The organism is Riemerella anatipestifer, assembly GCF_009670965.2.
Taxonomy (GTDB): domain Bacteria; phylum Bacteroidota; class Bacteroidia; order Flavobacteriales; family Weeksellaceae; genus Riemerella; species Riemerella anatipestifer_B.
This window is the reverse complement of sequence record NZ_CP073239.1, coordinates 1707844-1727126: the sequence shown is the minus strand read 5'-3', so window position 1 is coordinate 1727126 and position 19283 is coordinate 1707844. Positions and strand designations below refer to the sequence as shown.

Genomic DNA, 19283 nt, shown 5'->3' with positions numbered 1-19283 from the left:
ATTCTTCTCTATTTTCAATTCAGCTTTTCATAGGAATTATAGTCACTAAGTTAGTAAAGTCAATTCAGAGTCTGCTTCGTTATACGCTATACTATTGAAAATTCACTCCGAGGAAAAGTCAATTCTATTCCGTGATACAAAAACAGAAAATGAATTCAAACCTTTCTACATTCTCTTTGTTCGGTTTGGATTCAGTTTCTTTTATAACTCAAAAATTTAACTTTATTTCAGCTGAGTGATTTTCAGTAGTGTGGCGTGCAACGGCTCGGCGGCTTTGCGAAGTTTCCTCTGGAAGCTCTGCTTCCGAGAGGGAATTTTGCAAAACCGCTTGATGTGCGAAGTTCGCGAAGCGACGAGCTCATCAGGCGGTGTAAGCCGCCGAGCCGATGTAGCGAAAGGAGCGAAGCGGATTTCGCTACATCGGAAAAAGTATTTGCGAAGAACGGGCTACTGCAAACCAAAAGTGATAAGGAAAAACCCCGCGGAGCAAAATGCTTTTTCAGATTTCTAAATTACTAAAAATTGAAAGATGAAAAGCATTTTTGCGGATATAAAAAAATTAATTCTCAAAGGAAAAATTCAACCCCGTTTTTTGCAAATACACTGTTATCTGCAGTGACTTTTTATTTTATGAAATCCTGCAAATTACTTTCCTGAGACCATTTGTTTTTCAAGTCATAATTTGCAAGGTTAGAATCAATAATAATAGAAAATCTAAAATCATATTCTACAATTGTTCCATAAAAAATTGCAGGTTTCCATTTGTCAAGATCTTTTTTAACGACCATTTTATTTATTTGATCGCAAATTTTTCTGTCCGCTATTTTCAGACATTTAATTTTTTTTACTTTTCCGTATTTGTCGATAACAATGGACATTATATTTTGACCAAATTTTACATTATCAAGTTTTATGTTCTCAAGTATTTTATTTCTGAATGCTACAGTAGCAGAGTCAAATCTTGGATATTCAAGAATTCTGTCATCTATAAAATTAATGTGAACTTTTGGATCTGCTTTAGAGATGCTGTCCGCCTTTCTTTGGCTTTCAGCTATTTCTTCAGACTGCTTTTTATGGAGCAGGTAACTTTCTTTGTCAAAAATAAATCTTCCCTTTTCAATCGTAAATTTCACCTTACTTGTCTCTTGACATAAAAACCACATAGGAATTGTCAAGAATATGAAAATCAAAAATTTCATGTTTACGGCTTGCTTTAATTTCATTGCAGATAACGGGAAACGGCTTTGCGAAGGCGGGGCTAAGAAGTTCGAAACTTTCTATAAACACGAACCTGAGCAAAAACTTTTTCCATTTTTAAAATTACAAAAAAATAAAAAATGGAAAAGTTTTTTGCGGATAGAAATTACAAAACTTTCACCGCAAGGGAACTTCACCCTCGCTTTTGCAAAACCGATGTTACCTGCAGGTTTTTTTTATTGTTTTCCTAAAATTGGATTTAATTTGTCCCTCAATTTTCTTTCTATAACTGGAACAACCCAATCATAACTATCTGAATTAACTTCTATTACACTCAGTCGAAAATTTTCTTTCCAAATATTTTCTCTTGCCCTTAATTTTAGAGCAAATGTCGTTTTGTTAATGTCTTTATAAATGTGTTGAAATATCCTACTACTTATATTTTTAGATTTTCCTAAATATAAAGGTATCCACTCATCTAATTCTTTATGTTTTCTAATTCTCTTCAATTTGATATTTGGGACAAATTTTCTTTTATAGCGTTCATCTTCCCAATCATTTTTAAAATTTTGTAACCATTCGTCGAATGTTAATTCCTTATTTCTTATTTGAATTTCGATGAAATAAATTCCTTGAAATTTTATCAGATCCCACGGAATATCACCACAATTTTCCATATTGAAATTACAAATTTCAGTAAGTTCTAAATTTTCAACGAAATTTTCTAATTCAATTTTTATTTGATCTAATTTAAGATTTATACTTTGCAATGCTTCCATTTATCTGATATTAGTGTAAATTAGAAATATAATTATGAGAAATATTAACAAAATTATTGGAAAACTTACTTGCCAAGTCTTGAAAAAATTTGCAATTTTAGAAGGCTTTATTGAATGTCCTTGCTCTATTAAGGAATTAATTTCGTTTAATTTTTGTTTCTCATTTTCCTCATATTCACCATCAAGTTTGGCAACTAATTCCACAATTTTTCTTTTTGCATCTTCAGAACGCTCAACTGAAGAAAAATAAGCATTTGATGGTAATAATGGAGGTAATGTATTTGATGTCATTAATCCAAACAATTCTTGTTTTTCTTTTTTTGTAAAACCTTTCAAGCCAGTTATGGTTTGAGATAAAAATCTTTTTTCCTCTTCTTCAATTTTTCCGTCTGCTTTTGCCACATGCAACATCAAAAACATTTCATGTTTTCTATCAATTTTGTCAAGATATTTTTTTGTTGAAAATGCTTTATTTAATAGTTCAAGGTATCTGTCTTTGAAACTATCTTTTTCTTCTGCAATTTCAGCAGGATTACTATGAAATAAAACTTCTCTTTGTTCATCAATACTTAATATGGATACTTTATGTTGTGTAGCAGAAAGTATATGAGTATACGTAAAGGTAACGCAAGGAATTGCTTCATAATAAATATTCTCCTGTAGAAGTTTTGGATAATTATTCTTACTAATACCAAAATTATCTAATGCTTTAGTGGAACAAAAAAGACTATGTTCGTCATAGTTTTCAAAATTTTCATTATTGTAATTTCTATAGATAGTTTCCAATTTCAAATTTGTATTAGCAAAAGATCTAATTTTTTCTAAACCAAAATTTGGTGCATTTATTTCAGTTTTGTCTGTGAAAAACAATTCATCATTATTGGAATACAATGTAGTTTCTACATAAGAAATTTGAGCAAGTTCACCAGCAGTTTGACACTTTTCACAATCCACTTTACCGTAACGATTATCTAAATGGTCACCATAACAAACTGTACATGTGATTCTTTTTTTACCGTCACATTTTTTACAAGTTATTTCTCCACGTCCCGAACAATCACCACATCTATACTCGCCTTTACCTGCACATTTCTCACAACGTATCATTCCATTTCTACATTTAGAACATTTTTCATAACCTCGTCCAGAACATTTCCCACATTTTTCACCATTACTATTTCTACCTTTTCCATAACAAGAATAGCACTTCTTTTCACCTTTTCCATTACAACTAGAGCAAGTATATTCTCCTCTTTTATTACATTTTCTGCAATCAATCCAACCCGAACTACCGCAATTTGTACAATCTACTTTTCCTGTAGCGTTGCAATTGTTACAGTCATAAATATGTTGTCCTTGACATTCACTTTCTGTACAAACTGTATATTTTTCTCCATTACAATTGTTGCAAGTATGTTTTTCGCTCTCTGTTGGTATGTAATAGAATGGTTGTTGAAAAGAAATCTCACCATTTTCAGTTTTGAAGTCTAAATTATTGAAAGGAATTTTTTCATCTATATATTTCTCATTGAGATTTGGAGAAAATCCATTGGATAGAATACTTTCTAAAAACAATGAATCATTTAAGACTGTTGGTTCACCGTAATAATTTATGTTATCATCAAAATCCTTTTTCCAAGAAGTGAAAAGGGGGAATTTCAATACAAAAGGTTCTCTTTTAAATGCAATTGATTTGTATTTGACATAATAGTAGATTTTTCTCTCTTCTTCGTCAATCAACATTTGGTCAAATCTTTCAGGATAATTATTTTTAATAATTTCAATTAAATTTTCAGTTGAAACTTTTTTAGCATTTTCAATTCGCTCTTCAGTTGTGTTCTTCATTAAGTCGGTATATTTGGTTAAACTTGCAGGTAACGGAAAAAGTATTTGCGAAGGGCGGGCTAAATTGAATGGATAGTTCAATTTCGACCAGCCGAAGCAGATGCTTTTTCAATGAAACTAAATTACTTAAAATAGTTGAATTGAAAAGCATATGCGGCTAAATATTTCAGCTTTTCAATTCAACACCTTAACCCCGCCTTTTGCAAATACTATGTTGTAGGCAGTGCTTTTTATTTTTATGGGTAGGGAATCGCTTTGTTTTTTTCTATAGGTTTATAATATTTTTTTATCATTTCCTGTAAAAACTTTCGTTTTTGATCAAGCTCTTCTAAAGAAGTAATATTTTGACCATTGATATTTACAACTCCTCCATTTTTCAAAGTTTTCCTTACCTCTGCAACTGGATCATTATAACTGTCAATTTTTATTTTATGATACTGTTTTAAAGTTATGGAAATAGGCTTTACTCCATAGTGTGTTTCTAAAAAATTTTTCGTATCAAAGGTTACTGACAAATTTAAACTTTTAATTAAAGAATACTTAAAGTCATTTGTTTCATCACTCAATTCAAAGATTAGCCCAGGAAGTCCGCGAAATTTATATGGTCCTTCTTGAAAAGGTATTTCTTCTGAAAACCAAGCAGTCCAGTTTCTTCCTCCAAAACTAGTTGTTGCTTTCTGAAGTTTGTAATTATGAAGATTTTTTATTTCTTTTTCAATTTTCCAATTTATTTTGTCAGTCGAATGCAATGCGAAATAATCAAAATCATTGTCGTGAAAAGTTGTATTCTCATTAGAGTTTATTTTTCTTAACACAAGTTGGTCTGTCATTGTATTTGTCTGCCAATTTTCACCTGTTTTTTTACTAATAGAATCCATTTCGAGGAACTTGTAATCATAAAATTTCACGAAATCTTTGTCTATATCAAGAACCATATTAAATTTTTCAACTTTATCATCAAGTTTCATATCAAGTTGATAGATAAATCTATAAGTTTGAGAAAAAGTAATGATATGAATTAGAAAAGAAATGATTAATCCGATTTTTTTCATAATCTTTTTGTTAAACGGTTATTTTGATAGCATTGCCTACAACGGGAAAAGTATTGCCGAAGAAGCGGGCTTTTTATAACTGAGATTTCAAAAGAAACACTTCCCGAAGCAAAAATTTTTCCCTTTTTCAAACTTCCAAATTTCTTTGGAAAAGGGAAAATTTTTTGCGACTATTTTCACTAAATGCTCAAAGAATTTCTTCAACCCCGCTTTTTTGGCAATACTATGTTAGCTGCAGGTTTTTATTTTAAAATTCTTCAGTTCGTCAAATTTATATACTTCAGTTTCTTTAGTTTTCTTATTGTATATAAAAATAAAATTTCTTGATTTCCCAAAAAAAATATTATTCAATTTATCAGTTTTAATAAGTTCATCATTGATTTCAAAAGATACCTCTTGTTTAGCTTTTCCGTTTTCTATTTTGTATATATCTGAAAATGCGTTAAATACAGAGAAAAGAAACATGAAGAATATACTAAATACTAAGCAATAATTCTTAGAAAATTCTATGTCTTTATCTAAGTATAGAAGTATAAAAGCGAATATTAAAGTTAGATAGATCATTATTTTTATCAACTTTATATCCAAAGGTGAATTATCAAAACAAGTATAGATTGTTAAAATTATAACAGCAGGTATTGCAAAGTTTGTGAACTTATTTGAATATTTGAAGCTGAAGTTTTCTGATCCATACTTATTTCTAAAATATGTTCTGGCATATATAAAAGGTAAATATATTATAAATGATATTATGAATAAAAAATAAAATAGAACATCATTTATAAAAAGCAAAGGGAATTCAGAAAGGTCTATATATTCATTTATATTTACGCTAAAATTTGAAAAATAAATATAATTTTTTAATATGCTACTCAATAAAATTATTATTGATAATAATGGTAAAAATTTTAATAATTTTTCAACGGTATCTTTCATAAACTTGCAGCTAACGGCGGGGTATTGCCGAAGGCGGGGCTTATTAGCACCCAACTTCAACTAAAATACCACTCTTCAAAAGTAAACAAAATTTTCTAAAAAAGCAATTACCCCCCGCTTTCGGTAATACCTTGTTAGTGGCTGCCTTATTCTGTCCACCAATATATTTTGTCAATTTTTTTAGTTTCTTTCTCAGTTTTCTGCATTACAATTTCAAAATTTACTTTTCCATCTGCCTCATAATCGTAATCTTCTGGGTCAAAAAACTGTCGAATAGTTAAATTATAAAGTCCATTTTCCAATTTTATTATGAGGTCGGAATTGTGTTTAGATGGAATTTTTGTGTCTTCAAATTGTGCAGACATTGTTAGGTCATCATAATTCGTAAGATAAAGTTTTTCGTTCGTTACGTGTATGGTTGATGTAAATTCACGAAAAGCATTTTTATTGGAAGGTTTGTCAACAAACGAAACTGTCCAATTGCTTTGTGTTCCTGTAGCCCAAAAAATAATATTCTTATTGTTCATTTCGTGAACAAAATGTTGCATAAGTTGAGTTAGTTGCCAATCTTCGTCAACGAATGATTTGTAAGTTTCGGAATTTACGATTGCTAAAAATCCAGAGTCGTCAGATATTTTTAGTTTTTTAGTTGCCTTGAAAAGTACATCTTTTAAATAATTATTTCAGTTATTCAATAGTCTCTTTGTTTGTACGGTTCTTCAAAGGTTGCCACTAACGGCTCGGCGGCTTTGCGAAGTTTCCTCTGGAAGCTCTGCTTCCGAGAGGGAATTTTGCAAAACCGCTTGATGTGCGAAGTTCGCGAAGCGACGAGCTCATCAGGCGGTGTAAGCCGCCGAGCCGATGTAGCGAAAGGAGCGAAGCGGATTTCGCTACATCGGAAAAAGTATTTGCGAAGGGCGGGCTAAATTGGACTATTCGTTCAATTTCAACCAACCGAAGCGGATGCTTTTTCCGTATTGCTAATTTAAGAAAAAAAGTAATACGGAAAAACAGGAGCGGATAAATGTAACCAAATTTTCAATTCGACACCTTTACCCCGCCTTTTGCAAATACTATGTTAGCTGTAGCTTTTTTAGTCAATTGTAAAGTTTACAAATATTATCAGCTTCTTATCTTTCGAGATTAGTTTTATATCCTTTTTTTCAGTGTCTGCATTTCTCTTATCTTTCAGGTTTAAAATTTCGTCAATTTTTCCAAGATGAAACTCTTCTATTGTTTGATTTTCACAGATAATTTTTAATTTATAATTCTCCTTTAATGAGGAACTTGGTAGAGTTATCTCATTTAGATTTTGAACAGAAATTTTTTCGGGAGTTTTTCTAATTGCTTTTAGACTGAAATCATCCGTTTTGGCATACGGAAGATTGTCTGTTAGATTTACTATAGATATATGGCAACTTTGAGTGTTTCTATTTTCTTGAAAATTTTCAGAATGCTCATCTTCATAGTTTTCTTCTTGTTCAATGATTGTCAAGTCAGCGTAATCATTTTTCACAAATGTAATACCGTCAAAACTGACTTTATGGTTTGTAGTTTCAGGCAACAATTCTTTGGTAACGAATGTGTAAATAATTGCTATAAAAAATATAGTTCCCATAATAAGAAAAAGTGTCAATAGTTTATTGTTAAGTTTTGTCATTTATTTTTGATGTTTTTTGATTGATGGATTTGAAAAATAAAAACGAGAAAAAAAGAAGGAGTATAGATGAAATAAGTAAAACAGGAATTTCGTGTACTTCAATATCATTATAACATCCGTAATAGTAAATATAACTCCATATGTCAAGTTTATTCGCTACGTCACAAATATTATCGATGCTCAAAAAAATGAAAGAACCAATGAACAATATTGCTGGAAAGAGTATAATGAAAAATATTGTTGAAACTATTTTGATAGACCATTGTTTCAAACTTCGTATAAAATACAAAAATATTCCACCAAAAATTAGCAAATACAAAGGCAAGATAATAATTGCCAAAGAGTTGTCCACCCCAGGAGTTCCTTCACATTCTCCAATTGTTATAAAGGCGTTAGGAAAGATGAAAGCCATATATCCGAACCAAATTAGTGTAAATACAAAGCTCTGTATTAAAAGTTGTGTATTAGTAGGTTTATGTTCAAATTTATGCTTCATCAAATTTATGCGTATGCTTGGGAAAAGTTACAGCTAACGGAAAAAGTATTTGCGAAGGGCGGACTAAATTGAACGAAAAGTTCAATTTCGACAAACCAAAGCAGATGCTTTTTCAATGAAACTAAATTATTAAAAAAAAGTTGAATTGAAAAGCATATGCGACTAAATATTTCCGCTTTTCAATTCAACACTTCTCCCCGCCTTTTGCAAATACTATGTTACCTACAGTTTTTTAAATTAAACAAATAATAAATATAAGTATTGGCGTTAAAATTAAAATTAATGTATACCAACCGTATCTAATCCAAAAATTTATACGCTTTATCTTATTAATATCTTTTTGTTGAATTTCTGTAAAATATTCACGGTGGCTTATCTTGAAATTTTGATAATCAATAGTCAAATGATTTTCATATTTTGATAATATATTTTGATACTCTTGAGAAAGTTTTAACGCGAATTCTCTTTTTGTATATTCGGAAGGGTTTTCGTGTAATGTTTTAAAGTTTCGTAATTCGTTATAAAGTTTGCTTAATTCCAAACCACAATTATGATAATTATTCGCCCTCAAATTATAATTCTGCGAATTTTCATATTGTGATAACACTAAAAGTAAAATACTTAAGGCAGTAACAACATAATTTATTACATCAATTTTTATGTCGGAATTAATATTATACACGGAAATCAACCCCGATATTATCAAATAAGCGGAGAATATTGATAAAGTTATGCTGGAAGTTTTCGAAACGATTGTCAACCTTTTATCTGCTTCAAATCTGGCACCTTTTGTTGACCAAATCTTATAATTTAATTCTTCTAAAAAACTTTTTTCAAGATACTCTTTTGAGCCTTGAAAAATTGATTTATTCTCATATTCAGTCATTATTGGCGATTTTTGGGTAAAATTGTAGGTAACGGCTCGGCGGCTTTGCGAAGTTTCCTCTGGAAGCTCTGCTTCCGAGAGGGAATTTTGCAAAACCGCTTGATGTGCGAAGTTCGCGAAGCGACGAGCTCATCAGGCGGTGTAAGCCGCCGAGCCGATGTAGCGAAAGGAGCGAAGCGGATTTCGCTACATCGGAAAAAGTATTGCTGAAGTGCGGGCTTTTACACCTAAAATTTCTATTAAAACCTGCACGAAGCAAAAAATGTTTTCCGCTGACTAAATTAATAAAAAAATGGAAGCGGAAACATTTTTTGCAACTAAATTTCACAAAACTTTCAACGCAAGAGCCTTCAGTCCCGCATTTTAGCAATACGATGTTATCTGCCGTTTTTTTATTTCTCAACTTTCACGTCTATATTTAGAGCAGGACAAACTGTTGGTGTCTTTTCCCATAGTCCAAGATTTTTTCTGTAAAATGCAGGTTTGAAAACAGTTCCGCTCAAAGCTATGGATCCTTTGAAAGAATTTAATATTTGGAAAGAAACATAAAACTTATTTTTTACCCAAATATTTTTGTCAGATACATCTAATGAAAATTCACTGTCTTTTATGTCTTTTGGATTCATTAAAATAGAAATATCTTCACCTAAAATTGAATTCCAATTTTCATCATAAACATTATATCTTACAAAAACGGGGCGGTCTGCTTCAAAATAAGCAATGTTAATGTTAATTTTTTCAATTGTCGCTCGTTTTTTTGTTTCAAACGGCAAAGCAAGTTCCTTTGAAATATCTTGCTGATTTTTCTCAGGATTATAACTAAATTGAATTTTTTTTGTTTTGGCATTAATTCCCCAATTTTTTGCAATAAATTTTTTAGGTGTAATCACAACTTGCTCTATGTTTACAACTTTCTCGGAAAGAAAAAAAGTCTTATTGTTTTCAAGCAAGAATTTTTCAATGGAATTTGAGTATGGCTCATAACCTCCAACTTCAATTTTTATTTTCTGATTTTTGTCTTTATTTGACAAGTCAATTGAAAAGTTTCCATTTTCGTCCGAATTTATTCCATATTCGCTTTTTTCAATTCCAATTCTTGCGAAAGGAATTGGTAATTTTGTATCGGCAGAAACTATTTTCCCATTAATGATTTGTGAACTCAGATTTATAAATGTTAATAAAAAAAGAATAAAAATTTTGATTTTCATTTAATTTGCGAGATTTTTATAAAATAGCAGATAACGGCTCGGCGGCTTTGCGAAGTTTCCTCTGGAAGCTCTGCTTCCGAGAGGGAATTTTGCAAAACCGCTTGATGTGCGAAGTTCGCGAAGCGACGAGCTCATCAGGCGGTGTAAGCCGCCGAGCCGATGTAGCGAAAGGAGCGAAGCGGATTTCGCTACATCGTGCCGCGTATTGGCGATGGGCGGGATTTTTAGCACTGAACTTTAATCGAAGAACAGAAATTGAATTTTGCACTTCCGTTGATACGAAGCCGTTCAGCCCGCCTATTGCCAATACGATGTTGTACGACGTAGTTATGTTTTGGGTTTTAGTCCAGCTAAATATTTTCGTATGTCATTTTCTAATTTATCCGGGTATTTGTACTCTAATTTTTTTGACAATTCAGTTCCTATTTCTGAAACTAAATCAGTCATTGAAAATAGAGCAGTCCAATTTTCCTTTATATTGCTCCCTGAAAATGTTTGTTCTGTTTTAGCCCACATTTCCTGGTTAAGATACTTTTTGAAAAGTCGTCCATATTTATTGGTCGTTATGTTCCAATTGTGTTCACTTGCAATGTGCCATTCAATTAAAGGAATTAAATATTCTGTGCGAATAACGGTTTCCGACATAAATTTCGCATAGAATATTTCATCTCTCACAAGACACTTTGCCACGTAAGTTGTGTCCCACCAAAAATCGTTTATTAGATTTTGAAACTCTTTTTCAGACGGTTTTTTGATAATGGAAATTTGATAAGTTGGTTTCAGCATTTGCTTTGTAATACCATCTTTATCAATTAAAATTTTATAACCAATATCCCAATCTTCTGGTAATTCTTTCTCTTGCGTTTCCTTTATAAATTTTGATTTGCTGTAAAGTTTAAAATCTACTTTCACACCGTCTTCATAAAGTAGCATTTTCATTGCGTGTTTATGGTTAAAACAACTTTCGTCTTCTTCAATCATAGCAATTGGATTTCCGAATTTAAGCGTCCAGCTTTTGTCTGAAATGTAATTTGTATTATCCTCAAAAACAAATTCAATGTCTAAATCACTAAATTCGTCAACAAGTGCTAAAGGATTTACAAGTGAACTTGTCAGAAGAAGAACTCTTACATCTTCGTTTTTCTCCGACCATTCTATAATTGTTCTTAACTTTTCTTCTCTGACTTTCATTTTGTTTGGTTCGGTTTTACTATGTCGTACAACTTATTTATTGATACGGCTTTTCTGTACAAAACAGCATAATACTTGATGTTTTTGTGCAGGTTTGTTTCTTTATTTGATCAAATATAACGAAAGTAGGTAGACAATGATTTCTTATTTCTCATCAAGTAATCACGTTACCTCCAATACCTTTTCACTTCAAACGCATAGGCATTTTTCTCATCCACTACTTGGGTTGCTACCGTTTCAACATTCCAAGCGACAGCTTCGAATTTCGGGAAGAAGGTATCTGCACCAAATTCGCCCTGCACATGGGTAATAAACATCTCTTGAACACAATCAAGCGCTAAAGCTTCTCGGTAAATTTGTCCGCCTCCAATTATGAAAACGGTTCGTTCCACTTCATTTTTATAATGATCCAAACAGGATTCCAAGGAAGAAAAAACAACTGCTCCAGGAGCATGATATTCGGTATTGCGTGTTAAGACCGCATTCTCGCGGTTGGGCAACGGCCGAAAACGTTCCGGAATGGAATCGTAGTTTTTTCTACCTGTAACCACAATATGTCCCGTGGTTGTTTCTTTGAAAAATTTCATATCTGCAGGCAAATGCCACATCAAATCATTGTTCTTTCCAATACCGAATTGCTGATCAACAGCAACAATCAATGCTACTTTCATGGAAGTACTTTGTAAATTGTAGGTGAAATGAACACCATGCGGGGATTTGGAATTACTGCATCGTGAACCTGTGTTCCCCTGGCCTCTTCTTCCGTGAGAAAATAACCAATTACCCAATGATAGGTTCCATCCCAAATCTTCATTCATTTTGGCTTCAAGTCTGTGCCGTTTTTCCAAGTCTTCTTCATTTCCAAAGTCAGAATTTAGTTTATATTCAATTATTAGAAATTTTAAATCATCTTCGTCTATTTGCTCATAACCTTCATTAATCTTCTCATTAATTTCCTGTTGAATTATTTTATGAAAATTTTTTAAAAGTGTGGATTTTACTTTTTTTTGCTCTCCATTTTCTCCAACAGTTCCCCAATGAACAAGACCTGTTTTGTCATCTTCATCCCAAGTTTCCCAATAATGAAGAACTCCATTAATTTCTTTGTAAAGTTTTAGCATTTTATTTAATATTTTGTCAATTTAATGTGATTGGATAAAATGTCGCATAACGGTTAGTATATGAAAAGTAGGCGATTTCGAAGTGCCAAATTTTCGGTTAAGCACAAAGTATAATACGAGCCAAAAGCCTTGAATTTACTACTGTTTCGCCTATTTTTTATATACATTGTTAGCGGGTCGTTGTTTTTGTTTATCAGTCATTTATGTGTTTTTCTATTCCATCAATAATTGATTTCCAATCATCAACGTGTAATTCGTGTCCTGTACCTTCAAGGGTGATTAGATTTGAACCTTTTATTTTTTCTAGTAAAAAACCTGCATTCTTATAATGCCAAATTTTGTCGTCTGTTCCGTGGATAATTAAGGTGGGTTGTTTGATTTCGTTTAATCTGTTCCAATATTCTTCACCACCTTGCAATGCAGCGTGATTGAACATACTTATATAATTGTTGGCTCTATTGAACTCAGCTCTTATCAGTTTTTCACTTCTTTGTTTGTCAAATTGTTTCTTGCCACTCATTAATTCTGCACCCTGAATTAAATAGTTTACCACACTGTCTTCATTTGTCCAATTGACTGTACCTGCTTTACTATGGAAATCTAAAATACTCGTGTCCATTTCAGGTATAGTTGGGTCTGAGTCTCCCCAAGGGCCTGATGACATAAGAGTTAAGGAGTTAACTCTGTCGGCAAACTTTATTGATGCTATTTGAGAAATTAGTCCGCCCAAAGAAATCCCCACAAAATGTGCTTTGTCAATCTTGTAGCCATCCAATATTGAAATAGCGTCATTAGTTAAGTCAACAATATCGTATGGAGTAGAACCTGGTTCATAATTAGTGGATTTTCCTACATCTCTGTTGTCGTAACGAATAACAAAAAATCCTTTTTCAGATAATTGTTGGCAAAATTCAGTGTCCCAATACAGCATTGATACGGTTGCACCTGCTACCAAAAGGATTGCTGGATTTTTCTTATTTCCAAAACTTTCCGTACAGAGTTCAATGCCGTTTGTTTTAATTATTTTCTCTTTCATTTCTGTTTTCCTTTGTTTGCAACTGATTATTATCAGTCCTAAAATTAATATCCAAAGTAGTTTTTTTTTCATTTATCAATGTTTAACTGTTATGCTGGTATCTTTCACAATGCCCGCTAACGTTTGGCAAATTGGCGATGGAGCCGACTTTTAGCACAAATGTTGAATAGAATTACTAATCTTCAACATTGCACAAAAGTTCAATAGAAGTACTTCACCGGCTCTATTGCCAATTTGTTTGTTATGTGCCGTTTTATTCCATTTTATACATTTAACAATTGCTGAAACGTAAAGTCGGGTTTAAACATTTCAATTTCGTTTTGAGTTGATTCTTCTTGTGCTTCTTTGCCATAGATAAACATTTGCTGTTCATAATTTTCAATAGCCTCTTCAATGCTGTTAAATTTCCCATTGGTCAGATTATCCGACAATATCAAGGCATCCATCAACCCGCTGTTTACGCCTTGTCCTGCAAAAGGAGGCATCAAATGAGCAGCATCTCCAATCATCGTTATGGGTAATGGACGCTTACTTTTCCAAGACTTACCTAAGGGAAATATTCGTGTCGCTAACCCTACAAAAGATGATGTCACACGAATCAGTTCTTTGTAGCGTTCATCCCAATCGGAAAATTTTTTCAGGAGAAAATCAACGACACTATTTCTGTCTTGAAAATCTACCAGAGTCTTGCTTTTCCATTCATCAGGTGTTTTAAAACTTATTCCAAAATGCAATGCACCATTATTATTAGGATTCGCAAATAATAAATTACCTTGATGAGCAGCCATTAGCCGGTTTCCATTGCATAGCTGAAAAAATCCAGGGCAGTTCACCTCTGGTTGATGAATATCGGCTTGTATATTGAAAGTACCTGTTTCTTCAACTTCCGTGTCGGTAACAAATTTTCTTACTTTAGACATTCCACCATTGGCAATAATAACCAGATCTGCTGTTTCACTCGGTTTATCTTCAAAAGTTAGTGTCCACTTCTCCTTATCAGGTTCAAGCGTAACAAGTTTTCTATCCCAAATGACGGTGTCATTTTGTAGGCTATTTAATAAGATAGTTCTTAAGTCATTTCTGTTTATTTCAGGATTGTCAAACCGATTTTCGGGCTTTACATTTTTTGTGGTTAAAATATTACCCTTTTCATCAGCAATATTTACACCCATTGGTAAAGCTAAGTCATAATAAGTTTGTAACAATCCCGCTCTTTTCATTGCTTCCTGTCCCGAATCCCTGTGCAGGTCAAGTGTCCCACCAAAAATCCTTGCATCTCGGTCTTTGTCTCTCTCGTAAACTGTAACGTCCACGCGGTTTTGCTGTAATAATTTTGCCATAGTCAGTCCAACGGGTCCACCACCAATTATTGCAACGTTCTTATCACTAAGTAAATTCATTTGTTTGTCTGTATCTATTCGCATTGTCATTCAAAAATGGCACATAACGGTTGAGTATTTGCGAAAGGCGGACTAAATTTAACTGAAAGGTTCAATTTCAACCAACCGAAGCAAATTGCTTTTTCGTGGAACGAAATTACAAAAAAATATGTAACGAAAAGCAAGTTGCGGCTAAATTTTACAAAAAGTTCAACTTGAATTTGACTCCCGCTTTTTGCAAATACTATGTTAGCCGTAGTTTTTTTATTTAAAATTTTCTATTGATTCAATATAACTTTCTTTTGCTAAGTCAATTATATCGTCTATTCCACAAATATTAAAAATGAATGTTGTATTTAATAGACTTACGAAAAATTTATTAAATATTTCTTCTGCAAGGTTAAGACAGATTTTCAAATCCGAAAGAGTTTCAACTTCAATTTCATTTTGTTTTGATGGGTCAAGATGTGCGTAATATGAATCTCTACGACTTTTTATTTTGTTTAAAATTTCTTCAACTTTAGAAATTTCAAGTCTTATCCTTGATATTTCTATTTTGATTTCTTGTTTGTTCTTAAATAAATAGTCATATTCACCAACATCTCCTTCTTCAAATTTTTCTTTATTTTGGTTTAAAACTGCTTTTAATTCATCATCATAAGTAAAATTTTCAAGTTTATTTAATAACTTGTTAAAACTTCTTTTTTCGGATTCCGCAAAAAGTTTTGAAATTGTTATTACGCTTTGTGTGTAACATAAATTTACATAATGGTTTAGAAAAGGTCTAATAAAATTAATCTGTTTGTAATTATTTTTATTTTCTTCTACTATTTTTTCAACATTTGAAGTGCAATTTATTAACTCTTGAATCATTATTCTAAATGACCTTAAAAAATCTTCAACTTCTCGTTTTGTAAGGGTATCTCTCATAAAATTACGGCTAACGGTCCGGGTATTGCCGAAGGCGGGGCTTATAGCACCTAACTTCAAACAAAATACCATACTTCAAAAGTAAACAAAATTTTCTAAAATGCAAATATCCCCCGCTTGCGGCAATACCTTGTTACCAGCTGTACTATTTTTTTCTGCGTGGTGTCTTTTCCGCATAGTTTTCAGTCCGCACGTTTTTCACATTTTCAGCGTTCAAGTCCACAATTTGACCGTTTAATTTTTCAGCCTTTAAGTCAGTTCCGTAGTTTTTGGGTTACTCGTTTTCAGCTCCGAAATCCATTCGTTTTTTCGCTTTTCGTCAGTTTGAGGTTCTTTCCTTTGGGATTTTTCCTCTTTTTTTAGGTTTTAAAAGTCCAACATTCTGTCGAGCGTTAAAAGTTATCAGCTGTACTCTCCAACATTTTTTAGGAGTCGGCTCATTCAAAATATGCTTTTAAGTCGTCCGTGGTAGAAAATGAATTTAGACCCCTAACACGCACTGCTCGGTTGGGTCTGAATTCAGTTTCTTATTATTCACAATTTAGAGCGTTTTTTAATCGTTTCAAGTCCTTAGCGAAATGTTTGGAGTGTATAGCTGGTAACGGAAAAGGTATTTGCGAAGGGCGGAACTGAAATGAACCTATAGTTCAATTCAGTCCAACCGTAGCAAATGCTTTTTCAATGCCACTAAATTAAACAAAATTGTGGTAATGAAAAGCATTTTGCGAGTAAATATTACTAATTTTTCTATTACCCCCTAAACTCCGCCTTTTGCAAATACTATGTTAGCTGTAGTTTAATTATCAGTCTGTTGAATAATTCCGTTCTTCCATTCTTCAAATTGGGTTTCCGCTCCTGGTAAATGATATGCTTTTTTCATTGTAAGATTTATTACAGCAAAAGTTAATAAATGGAATTTATCTGTATTGTATTTTGTAGAAATTTTGTCTTGATTTTCTATCAATGAAAAATATCCTAAAACTCTAACATTCTCTTCTAATTTTAGCCTGTCTTTGTCGTTCATCAATGAACCTATCCAAATGAAATTATCGTTATCAATGTTACATTTGTAATAAGGTTTTTTCTTCGGTCCTTTTTCAATGTTCTTAATAGCACATTGTACAGAAATTAATTTTCCATTCCATTTTTCAGGATTAATTTTTGCCGATTTAAGACTGTCAATATCGAAATTCACAGGAAATTGTTGAGCATTAATTTTAGAAACAAAAATCAAAATAAAAATTAACACACCAGTTTTAAAAGTCATATTTGTACGCATTTTTGGTAAAATTACAGCTAACGGAAAAAGTATTTGCGAAGGGCGGGCTAAATTGAACGAAAAGTTCAATTTCGACCAACCGTAGCATATGCTTTTTCGATGAAGCTAAATTACTCAAAATAGTTGAATTGAAAAGCATATGCGGAATAAATGTTCAGCTTTTCAATTTAACACCATATCTCCGCCTTTTGCAAATACTATGTTAGCAGATGTATTTTTTATAGTTTTGTTTTTCTTCCATTTCCATCAATTATATATTCATTACCGTTTTCAATTAACAAACCTTTGGTTTTGTCAGAGTTCTTTTCTTGTCCGTGAGCAACATCAATATTTATTAATTTTCCATTATATTCTTTTTTGATATTGTCGCTAATTGTATGACCAAATACTATTTTTTTTGCTTGATAAAAATTCAAGACTTTGTTTAATTCGGTTTCAGATATTTTGTTGTAGTGTTTATAATCAATTGCTAAGCCTCTATACCAAAATATGCCTTCTCTACCAATTAAAAAATTGGCTTTTTCATTACTTCCTGGTTCGTTGTATAAATCTTTTGACCAGTTTTGTTGAGAAAGACTGTTAATATCTGAAATTGATAAATTATACTTTAAAATATTTGGACTCAATCCCGCATGAACAAAAATGTAATTTCCTATTTTTTCTATTCCATTTTTTGAACGCAACCATTTTCCTAATTCTGTTTTTTCAGAAAATATATATTGAGTTGCTTTTTTCCAATCCTCTGTTTTACTAATTAAACTAGCAACCTTAATATATTTTTCGTTATTATATTTAAATCGTCCTTGAAAATTTATTATCTCGTGGTTACCTAATATATAATGTACTTTTCCACCTTGTTTTTCAGACTGTTCTTCCAATTTATAAATTAGCCAAAGTACTGCGGTTACATCTGTACCTCTGTCTACAAAATCCCCCGTAAGGACTAAATGTCCATTACCAAAAATCCAGTTATAATTAGTATCTACTACTTTATTGTTTATGAGAAAACTTGAAAAAGCATCAAAATTTCCTTCAATATCTGAAATTGCAATTAACTTTTGTGGCATTGCATAAGAATCAGCAGTTTTTTGAATTATTGCTTTTTTTAAGAAGTAAAATTTATCTAAATCTTTATTATTTACCCTAACTAAAATAGAGTCATTTTTTTTATATCTCGTTGTTCTTAAAATATTTAAAGAATCTACATAATACATTGTTGAGCCAATAATATAAGGACCGTCAAAACCATTTAGTTTTACAATATGTTTCTTTTTGTAACAAAGTTCAAAGTCTCTATCTTCAAATAAAACTCTCAAGCCTGACCAAGTGGAATGTGTCCCATCTTGATATTCTATATTAATCCCGAAAACTAATAAAAAAATAATAATAGAAGAAATTATTGTAATGGTTACAATCTTTAATATTTTAAATATTCGTGTTATTAACGGTTGTTTCATAAATATATCTGCTAACACACAAATATACGAAATATTTCCAATCAGAAATAAATTTAGCTAATTTCTTAAAAAGAAATCAATTAAATTATTGATAACTAAATATATAAATAAAAATAATTATTGCGTGTTTTATATTATTTTTATAAGAATGAACCCTAATTTAGAGAACAAAATAAACACCTAATACGCATAATTATTTAGAGATCATTTTTTTTAACATTACAAAAGACTTCTAATATCTTGTACCAATTCTCTAAATTCCTCTCCTGAAAAATTACCATTAAAATTAGCAATACTTTTAGCATAGATTATTTTTCCTCCAAAACGAGGCAACATATTCTTAGTTATTTCCAAAGCAGACTTCGCTCCCATTTTCCCAGGAGAAGCACTTAGGAGCACCACTTTTTTATTTTCTAAAAAATTTCTTTTATAACGAGATAGCCAGTCTATAATATTTTTAAAAAACGCCGTTAGATTACCATTATGCTCTGCCACAGAAATCATAACTACCTCTGCATCAAATATTACATTATACAAAACCTCCAAATCTTTTGGAAAACCCTTTTGTTCCTCGTCTATGCTATATATGGGGATTTCGTATTGTGTAAGAAACACTTCTCCAAAGCCTAATTTTTGCGAAAGATACCCAATCAATTTTTGGTTAATAGAAGTACTACTATTACTTCCTGCTATACTTATATATTTCATTATCTTAATTATTTTAACAAAAATACTCTTTATATCGTAACAGTATCATTGATGTAAGTTAAGAAATTTTAATCAATAAATTAGATAAGACATCAACAATTTTTTGTTCTGTTTCTTTTTAAG

Annotated in this window: 18 protein-coding genes; 1 reads left to right on the top strand and 17 read right to left on the bottom strand. The window is 31.7% G+C overall.

Features of this window, described 5'->3' with window-relative positions; translation table 11 throughout:
- Nucleotides 1-623: 623 nt before the first annotated feature.
- The 7 genes from D1J36_RS07930 to D1J36_RS07900 all read right to left on the bottom strand — a co-directional run bounded on the left by D1J36_RS07930 (nucleotide 624) and on the right by D1J36_RS07900 (nucleotide 7469).
- On the bottom strand, nucleotides 624-1223 hold the full coding sequence (locus tag D1J36_RS07930; RefSeq protein WP_185147754.1) for a hypothetical protein: 600 nt from the start codon (nucleotides 1221-1223) through the stop codon (nucleotides 624-626).
- Nucleotides 1224-1433: 210 nt separating this feature from the next.
- Nucleotides 1434-1976 carry a hypothetical protein gene (locus tag D1J36_RS07925; RefSeq protein WP_154138129.1) on the bottom strand — a complete coding sequence of 181 codons (543 nt, stop codon included), beginning with the start codon at nucleotides 1974-1976 and terminating at the stop codon, nucleotides 1434-1436.
- Nucleotides 1977-3821: a TerB family tellurite resistance protein gene (locus tag D1J36_RS07920; protein WP_154138128.1), complete on the bottom strand. Its 1845-nt coding sequence runs from the start codon at nucleotides 3819-3821 to the stop codon at nucleotides 1977-1979. It lies immediately after the preceding gene.
- A gap of 236 nt (nucleotides 3822-4057) precedes the next feature.
- Nucleotides 4058-4873: a GLPGLI family protein gene (locus tag D1J36_RS07915; protein WP_052911704.1), complete on the bottom strand. Its 816-nt coding sequence runs from the start codon at nucleotides 4871-4873 to the stop codon at nucleotides 4058-4060.
- Between the two features lie 228 nt (nucleotides 4874-5101).
- Complete coding sequence (locus D1J36_RS07910) at nucleotides 5102-5809, bottom strand: hypothetical protein (RefSeq protein WP_154138127.1); 708 nt, start codon at nucleotides 5807-5809, stop codon at nucleotides 5102-5104.
- Between the two features lie 146 nt (nucleotides 5810-5955).
- The gene (locus D1J36_RS07905) at nucleotides 5956-6357 is read right to left on the bottom strand and encodes a hypothetical protein (RefSeq protein ID WP_154138126.1); all 402 of its coding nucleotides are present in this window, start codon (nucleotides 6355-6357) and stop codon (nucleotides 5956-5958) included.
- Nucleotides 6358-6902: 545 nt separating this feature from the next.
- Complete coding sequence (locus D1J36_RS07900) at nucleotides 6903-7469, bottom strand: hypothetical protein (protein WP_154138124.1); 567 nt, start codon at nucleotides 7467-7469, stop codon at nucleotides 6903-6905.
- Nucleotides 7470-7657: 188 nt separating this feature from the next.
- Between D1J36_RS07900 and D1J36_RS07895 the strand changes: the two genes are divergently transcribed.
- Entirely contained in the window at nucleotides 7658-8002 is a 345-nt protein-coding gene (locus tag D1J36_RS07895; RefSeq protein WP_154138123.1) for a hypothetical protein, read from the top strand.
- Between the two features lie 195 nt (nucleotides 8003-8197).
- Here the strand turns inward: D1J36_RS07895 and D1J36_RS07890 are convergent, their stop codons facing one another.
- The 10 genes from D1J36_RS07890 to D1J36_RS07845 form a co-directional block, all read right to left on the bottom strand.
- The gene (locus D1J36_RS07890; RefSeq protein ID WP_153937001.1) at nucleotides 8198-8851 is read right to left on the bottom strand and encodes an SLATT domain-containing protein; all 654 of its coding nucleotides are present in this window, start codon (nucleotides 8849-8851) and stop codon (nucleotides 8198-8200) included.
- A gap of 392 nt (nucleotides 8852-9243) precedes the next feature.
- Nucleotides 9244-10059: a carboxypeptidase-like regulatory domain-containing protein gene (locus tag D1J36_RS07885; RefSeq protein WP_154138121.1), complete on the bottom strand. Its 816-nt coding sequence runs from the start codon at nucleotides 10057-10059 to the stop codon at nucleotides 9244-9246.
- A 327-nt stretch (nucleotides 10060-10386) separates the two neighbouring features.
- Nucleotides 10387-11250, bottom strand: coding sequence for an AadS family aminoglycoside 6-adenylyltransferase (locus D1J36_RS07880; RefSeq protein ID WP_010257826.1), 864 nt, complete (start codon nucleotides 11248-11250; stop codon nucleotides 10387-10389).
- 167 nt (nucleotides 11251-11417) lie between these two features.
- Nucleotides 11418-12371, bottom strand: a complete 954-nt coding sequence (locus tag D1J36_RS07875) for a dihydrofolate reductase (RefSeq protein ID WP_216650029.1) — start codon at nucleotides 12369-12371, stop codon at nucleotides 11418-11420.
- 193 nt (nucleotides 12372-12564) lie between these two features.
- A complete protein-coding gene (estT, locus tag D1J36_RS07870) occupies nucleotides 12565-13479 on the bottom strand; it encodes a macrolide hydrolase EstT (RefSeq protein ID WP_006744646.1) in 915 nt (304 codons plus the stop codon).
- A 191-nt stretch (nucleotides 13480-13670) separates the two neighbouring features.
- The gene (gene tet(X), locus D1J36_RS07865; RefSeq protein WP_252339378.1) at nucleotides 13671-14837 is read right to left on the bottom strand and encodes a tetracycline-inactivating monooxygenase Tet(X); all 1167 of its coding nucleotides are present in this window, start codon (nucleotides 14835-14837) and stop codon (nucleotides 13671-13673) included.
- Nucleotides 14838-15050: 213 nt separating this feature from the next.
- The gene (locus D1J36_RS07860; protein WP_154138022.1) at nucleotides 15051-15716 is read right to left on the bottom strand and encodes a hypothetical protein; all 666 of its coding nucleotides are present in this window, start codon (nucleotides 15714-15716) and stop codon (nucleotides 15051-15053) included.
- A 796-nt stretch (nucleotides 15717-16512) separates the two neighbouring features.
- Complete coding sequence (locus D1J36_RS07855; protein WP_154138021.1) at nucleotides 16513-16911, bottom strand: hypothetical protein; 399 nt, start codon at nucleotides 16909-16911, stop codon at nucleotides 16513-16515.
- 302 nt (nucleotides 16912-17213) lie between these two features.
- Nucleotides 17214-18452 carry a metallophosphoesterase gene (locus D1J36_RS07850; protein ID WP_154138020.1) on the bottom strand — a complete coding sequence of 413 codons (1239 nt, stop codon included), beginning with the start codon at nucleotides 18450-18452 and terminating at the stop codon, nucleotides 17214-17216.
- A 219-nt stretch (nucleotides 18453-18671) separates the two neighbouring features.
- Nucleotides 18672-19160: an NADPH-dependent FMN reductase gene (locus D1J36_RS07845; protein ID WP_154138019.1), complete on the bottom strand. Its 489-nt coding sequence runs from the start codon at nucleotides 19158-19160 to the stop codon at nucleotides 18672-18674.
- Nucleotides 19161-19283: the final 123 nt, after the last annotated feature.

What these genes read in the sequence shown, in the direction of transcription:
- D1J36_RS07915 (WP_052911704.1), bottom strand. Translation starts at nt 4,873, where the DNA reads ATGAAAAAAATCGGATTAATCATTTCTTTTCTAATTCATATCATTACT.
- D1J36_RS07930 (WP_185147754.1), bottom strand. Translation starts at nt 1,223, where the DNA reads ATGAAATTAAAGCAAGCCGTAAACATGAAATTTTTGATTTTCATATTC.
- estT (WP_006744646.1), bottom strand. Translation starts at nt 13,479, where the DNA reads ATGAAAAAAAAACTACTTTGGATATTAATTTTAGGACTGATAATAATC.
- D1J36_RS07885 (WP_154138121.1), bottom strand. Translation starts at nt 10,059, where the DNA reads ATGAAAATCAAAATTTTTATTCTTTTTTTATTAACATTTATAAATCTG.
- D1J36_RS07910 (WP_154138127.1), bottom strand. Translation starts at nt 5,809, where the DNA reads ATGAAAGATACCGTTGAAAAATTATTAAAATTTTTACCATTATTATCA.
- D1J36_RS07845 (WP_154138019.1), bottom strand. Translation starts at nt 19,160, where the DNA reads ATGAAATATATAAGTATAGCAGGAAGTAATAGTAGTACTTCTATTAAC.
- D1J36_RS07895 (WP_154138123.1), top strand. Translation starts at nt 7,658, where the DNA reads ATGAAAGAACCAATGAACAATATTGCTGGAAAGAGTATAATGAAAAAT.
- D1J36_RS07900 (WP_154138124.1), bottom strand. Translation starts at nt 7,469, where the DNA reads ATGACAAAACTTAACAATAAACTATTGACACTTTTTCTTATTATGGGA.
- D1J36_RS07860 (WP_154138022.1), bottom strand. Translation starts at nt 15,716, where the DNA reads ATGAGAGATACCCTTACAAAACGAGAAGTTGAAGATTTTTTAAGGTCA.
- D1J36_RS07890 (WP_153937001.1), bottom strand. Translation starts at nt 8,851, where the DNA reads ATGACTGAATATGAGAATAAATCAATTTTTCAAGGCTCAAAAGAGTAT.
- D1J36_RS07850 (WP_154138020.1), bottom strand. Translation starts at nt 18,452, where the DNA reads ATGAAACAACCGTTAATAACACGAATATTTAAAATATTAAAGATTGTA.
- D1J36_RS07880 (WP_010257826.1), bottom strand. Translation starts at nt 11,250, where the DNA reads ATGAAAGTCAGAGAAGAAAAGTTAAGAACAATTATAGAATGGTCGGAG.
- D1J36_RS07920 (WP_154138128.1), bottom strand. Translation starts at nt 3,821, where the DNA reads ATGAAGAACACAACTGAAGAGCGAATTGAAAATGCTAAAAAAGTTTCA.
- D1J36_RS07875 (WP_216650029.1), bottom strand. Translation starts at nt 12,371, where the DNA reads ATGCTAAAACTTTACAAAGAAATTAATGGAGTTCTTCATTATTGGGAA.
- D1J36_RS07925 (WP_154138129.1), bottom strand. Translation starts at nt 1,976, where the DNA reads ATGGAAGCATTGCAAAGTATAAATCTTAAATTAGATCAAATAAAAATT.
- D1J36_RS07905 (WP_154138126.1), bottom strand. Translation starts at nt 6,357, where the DNA reads ATGCAACATTTTGTTCACGAAATGAACAATAAGAATATTATTTTTTGG.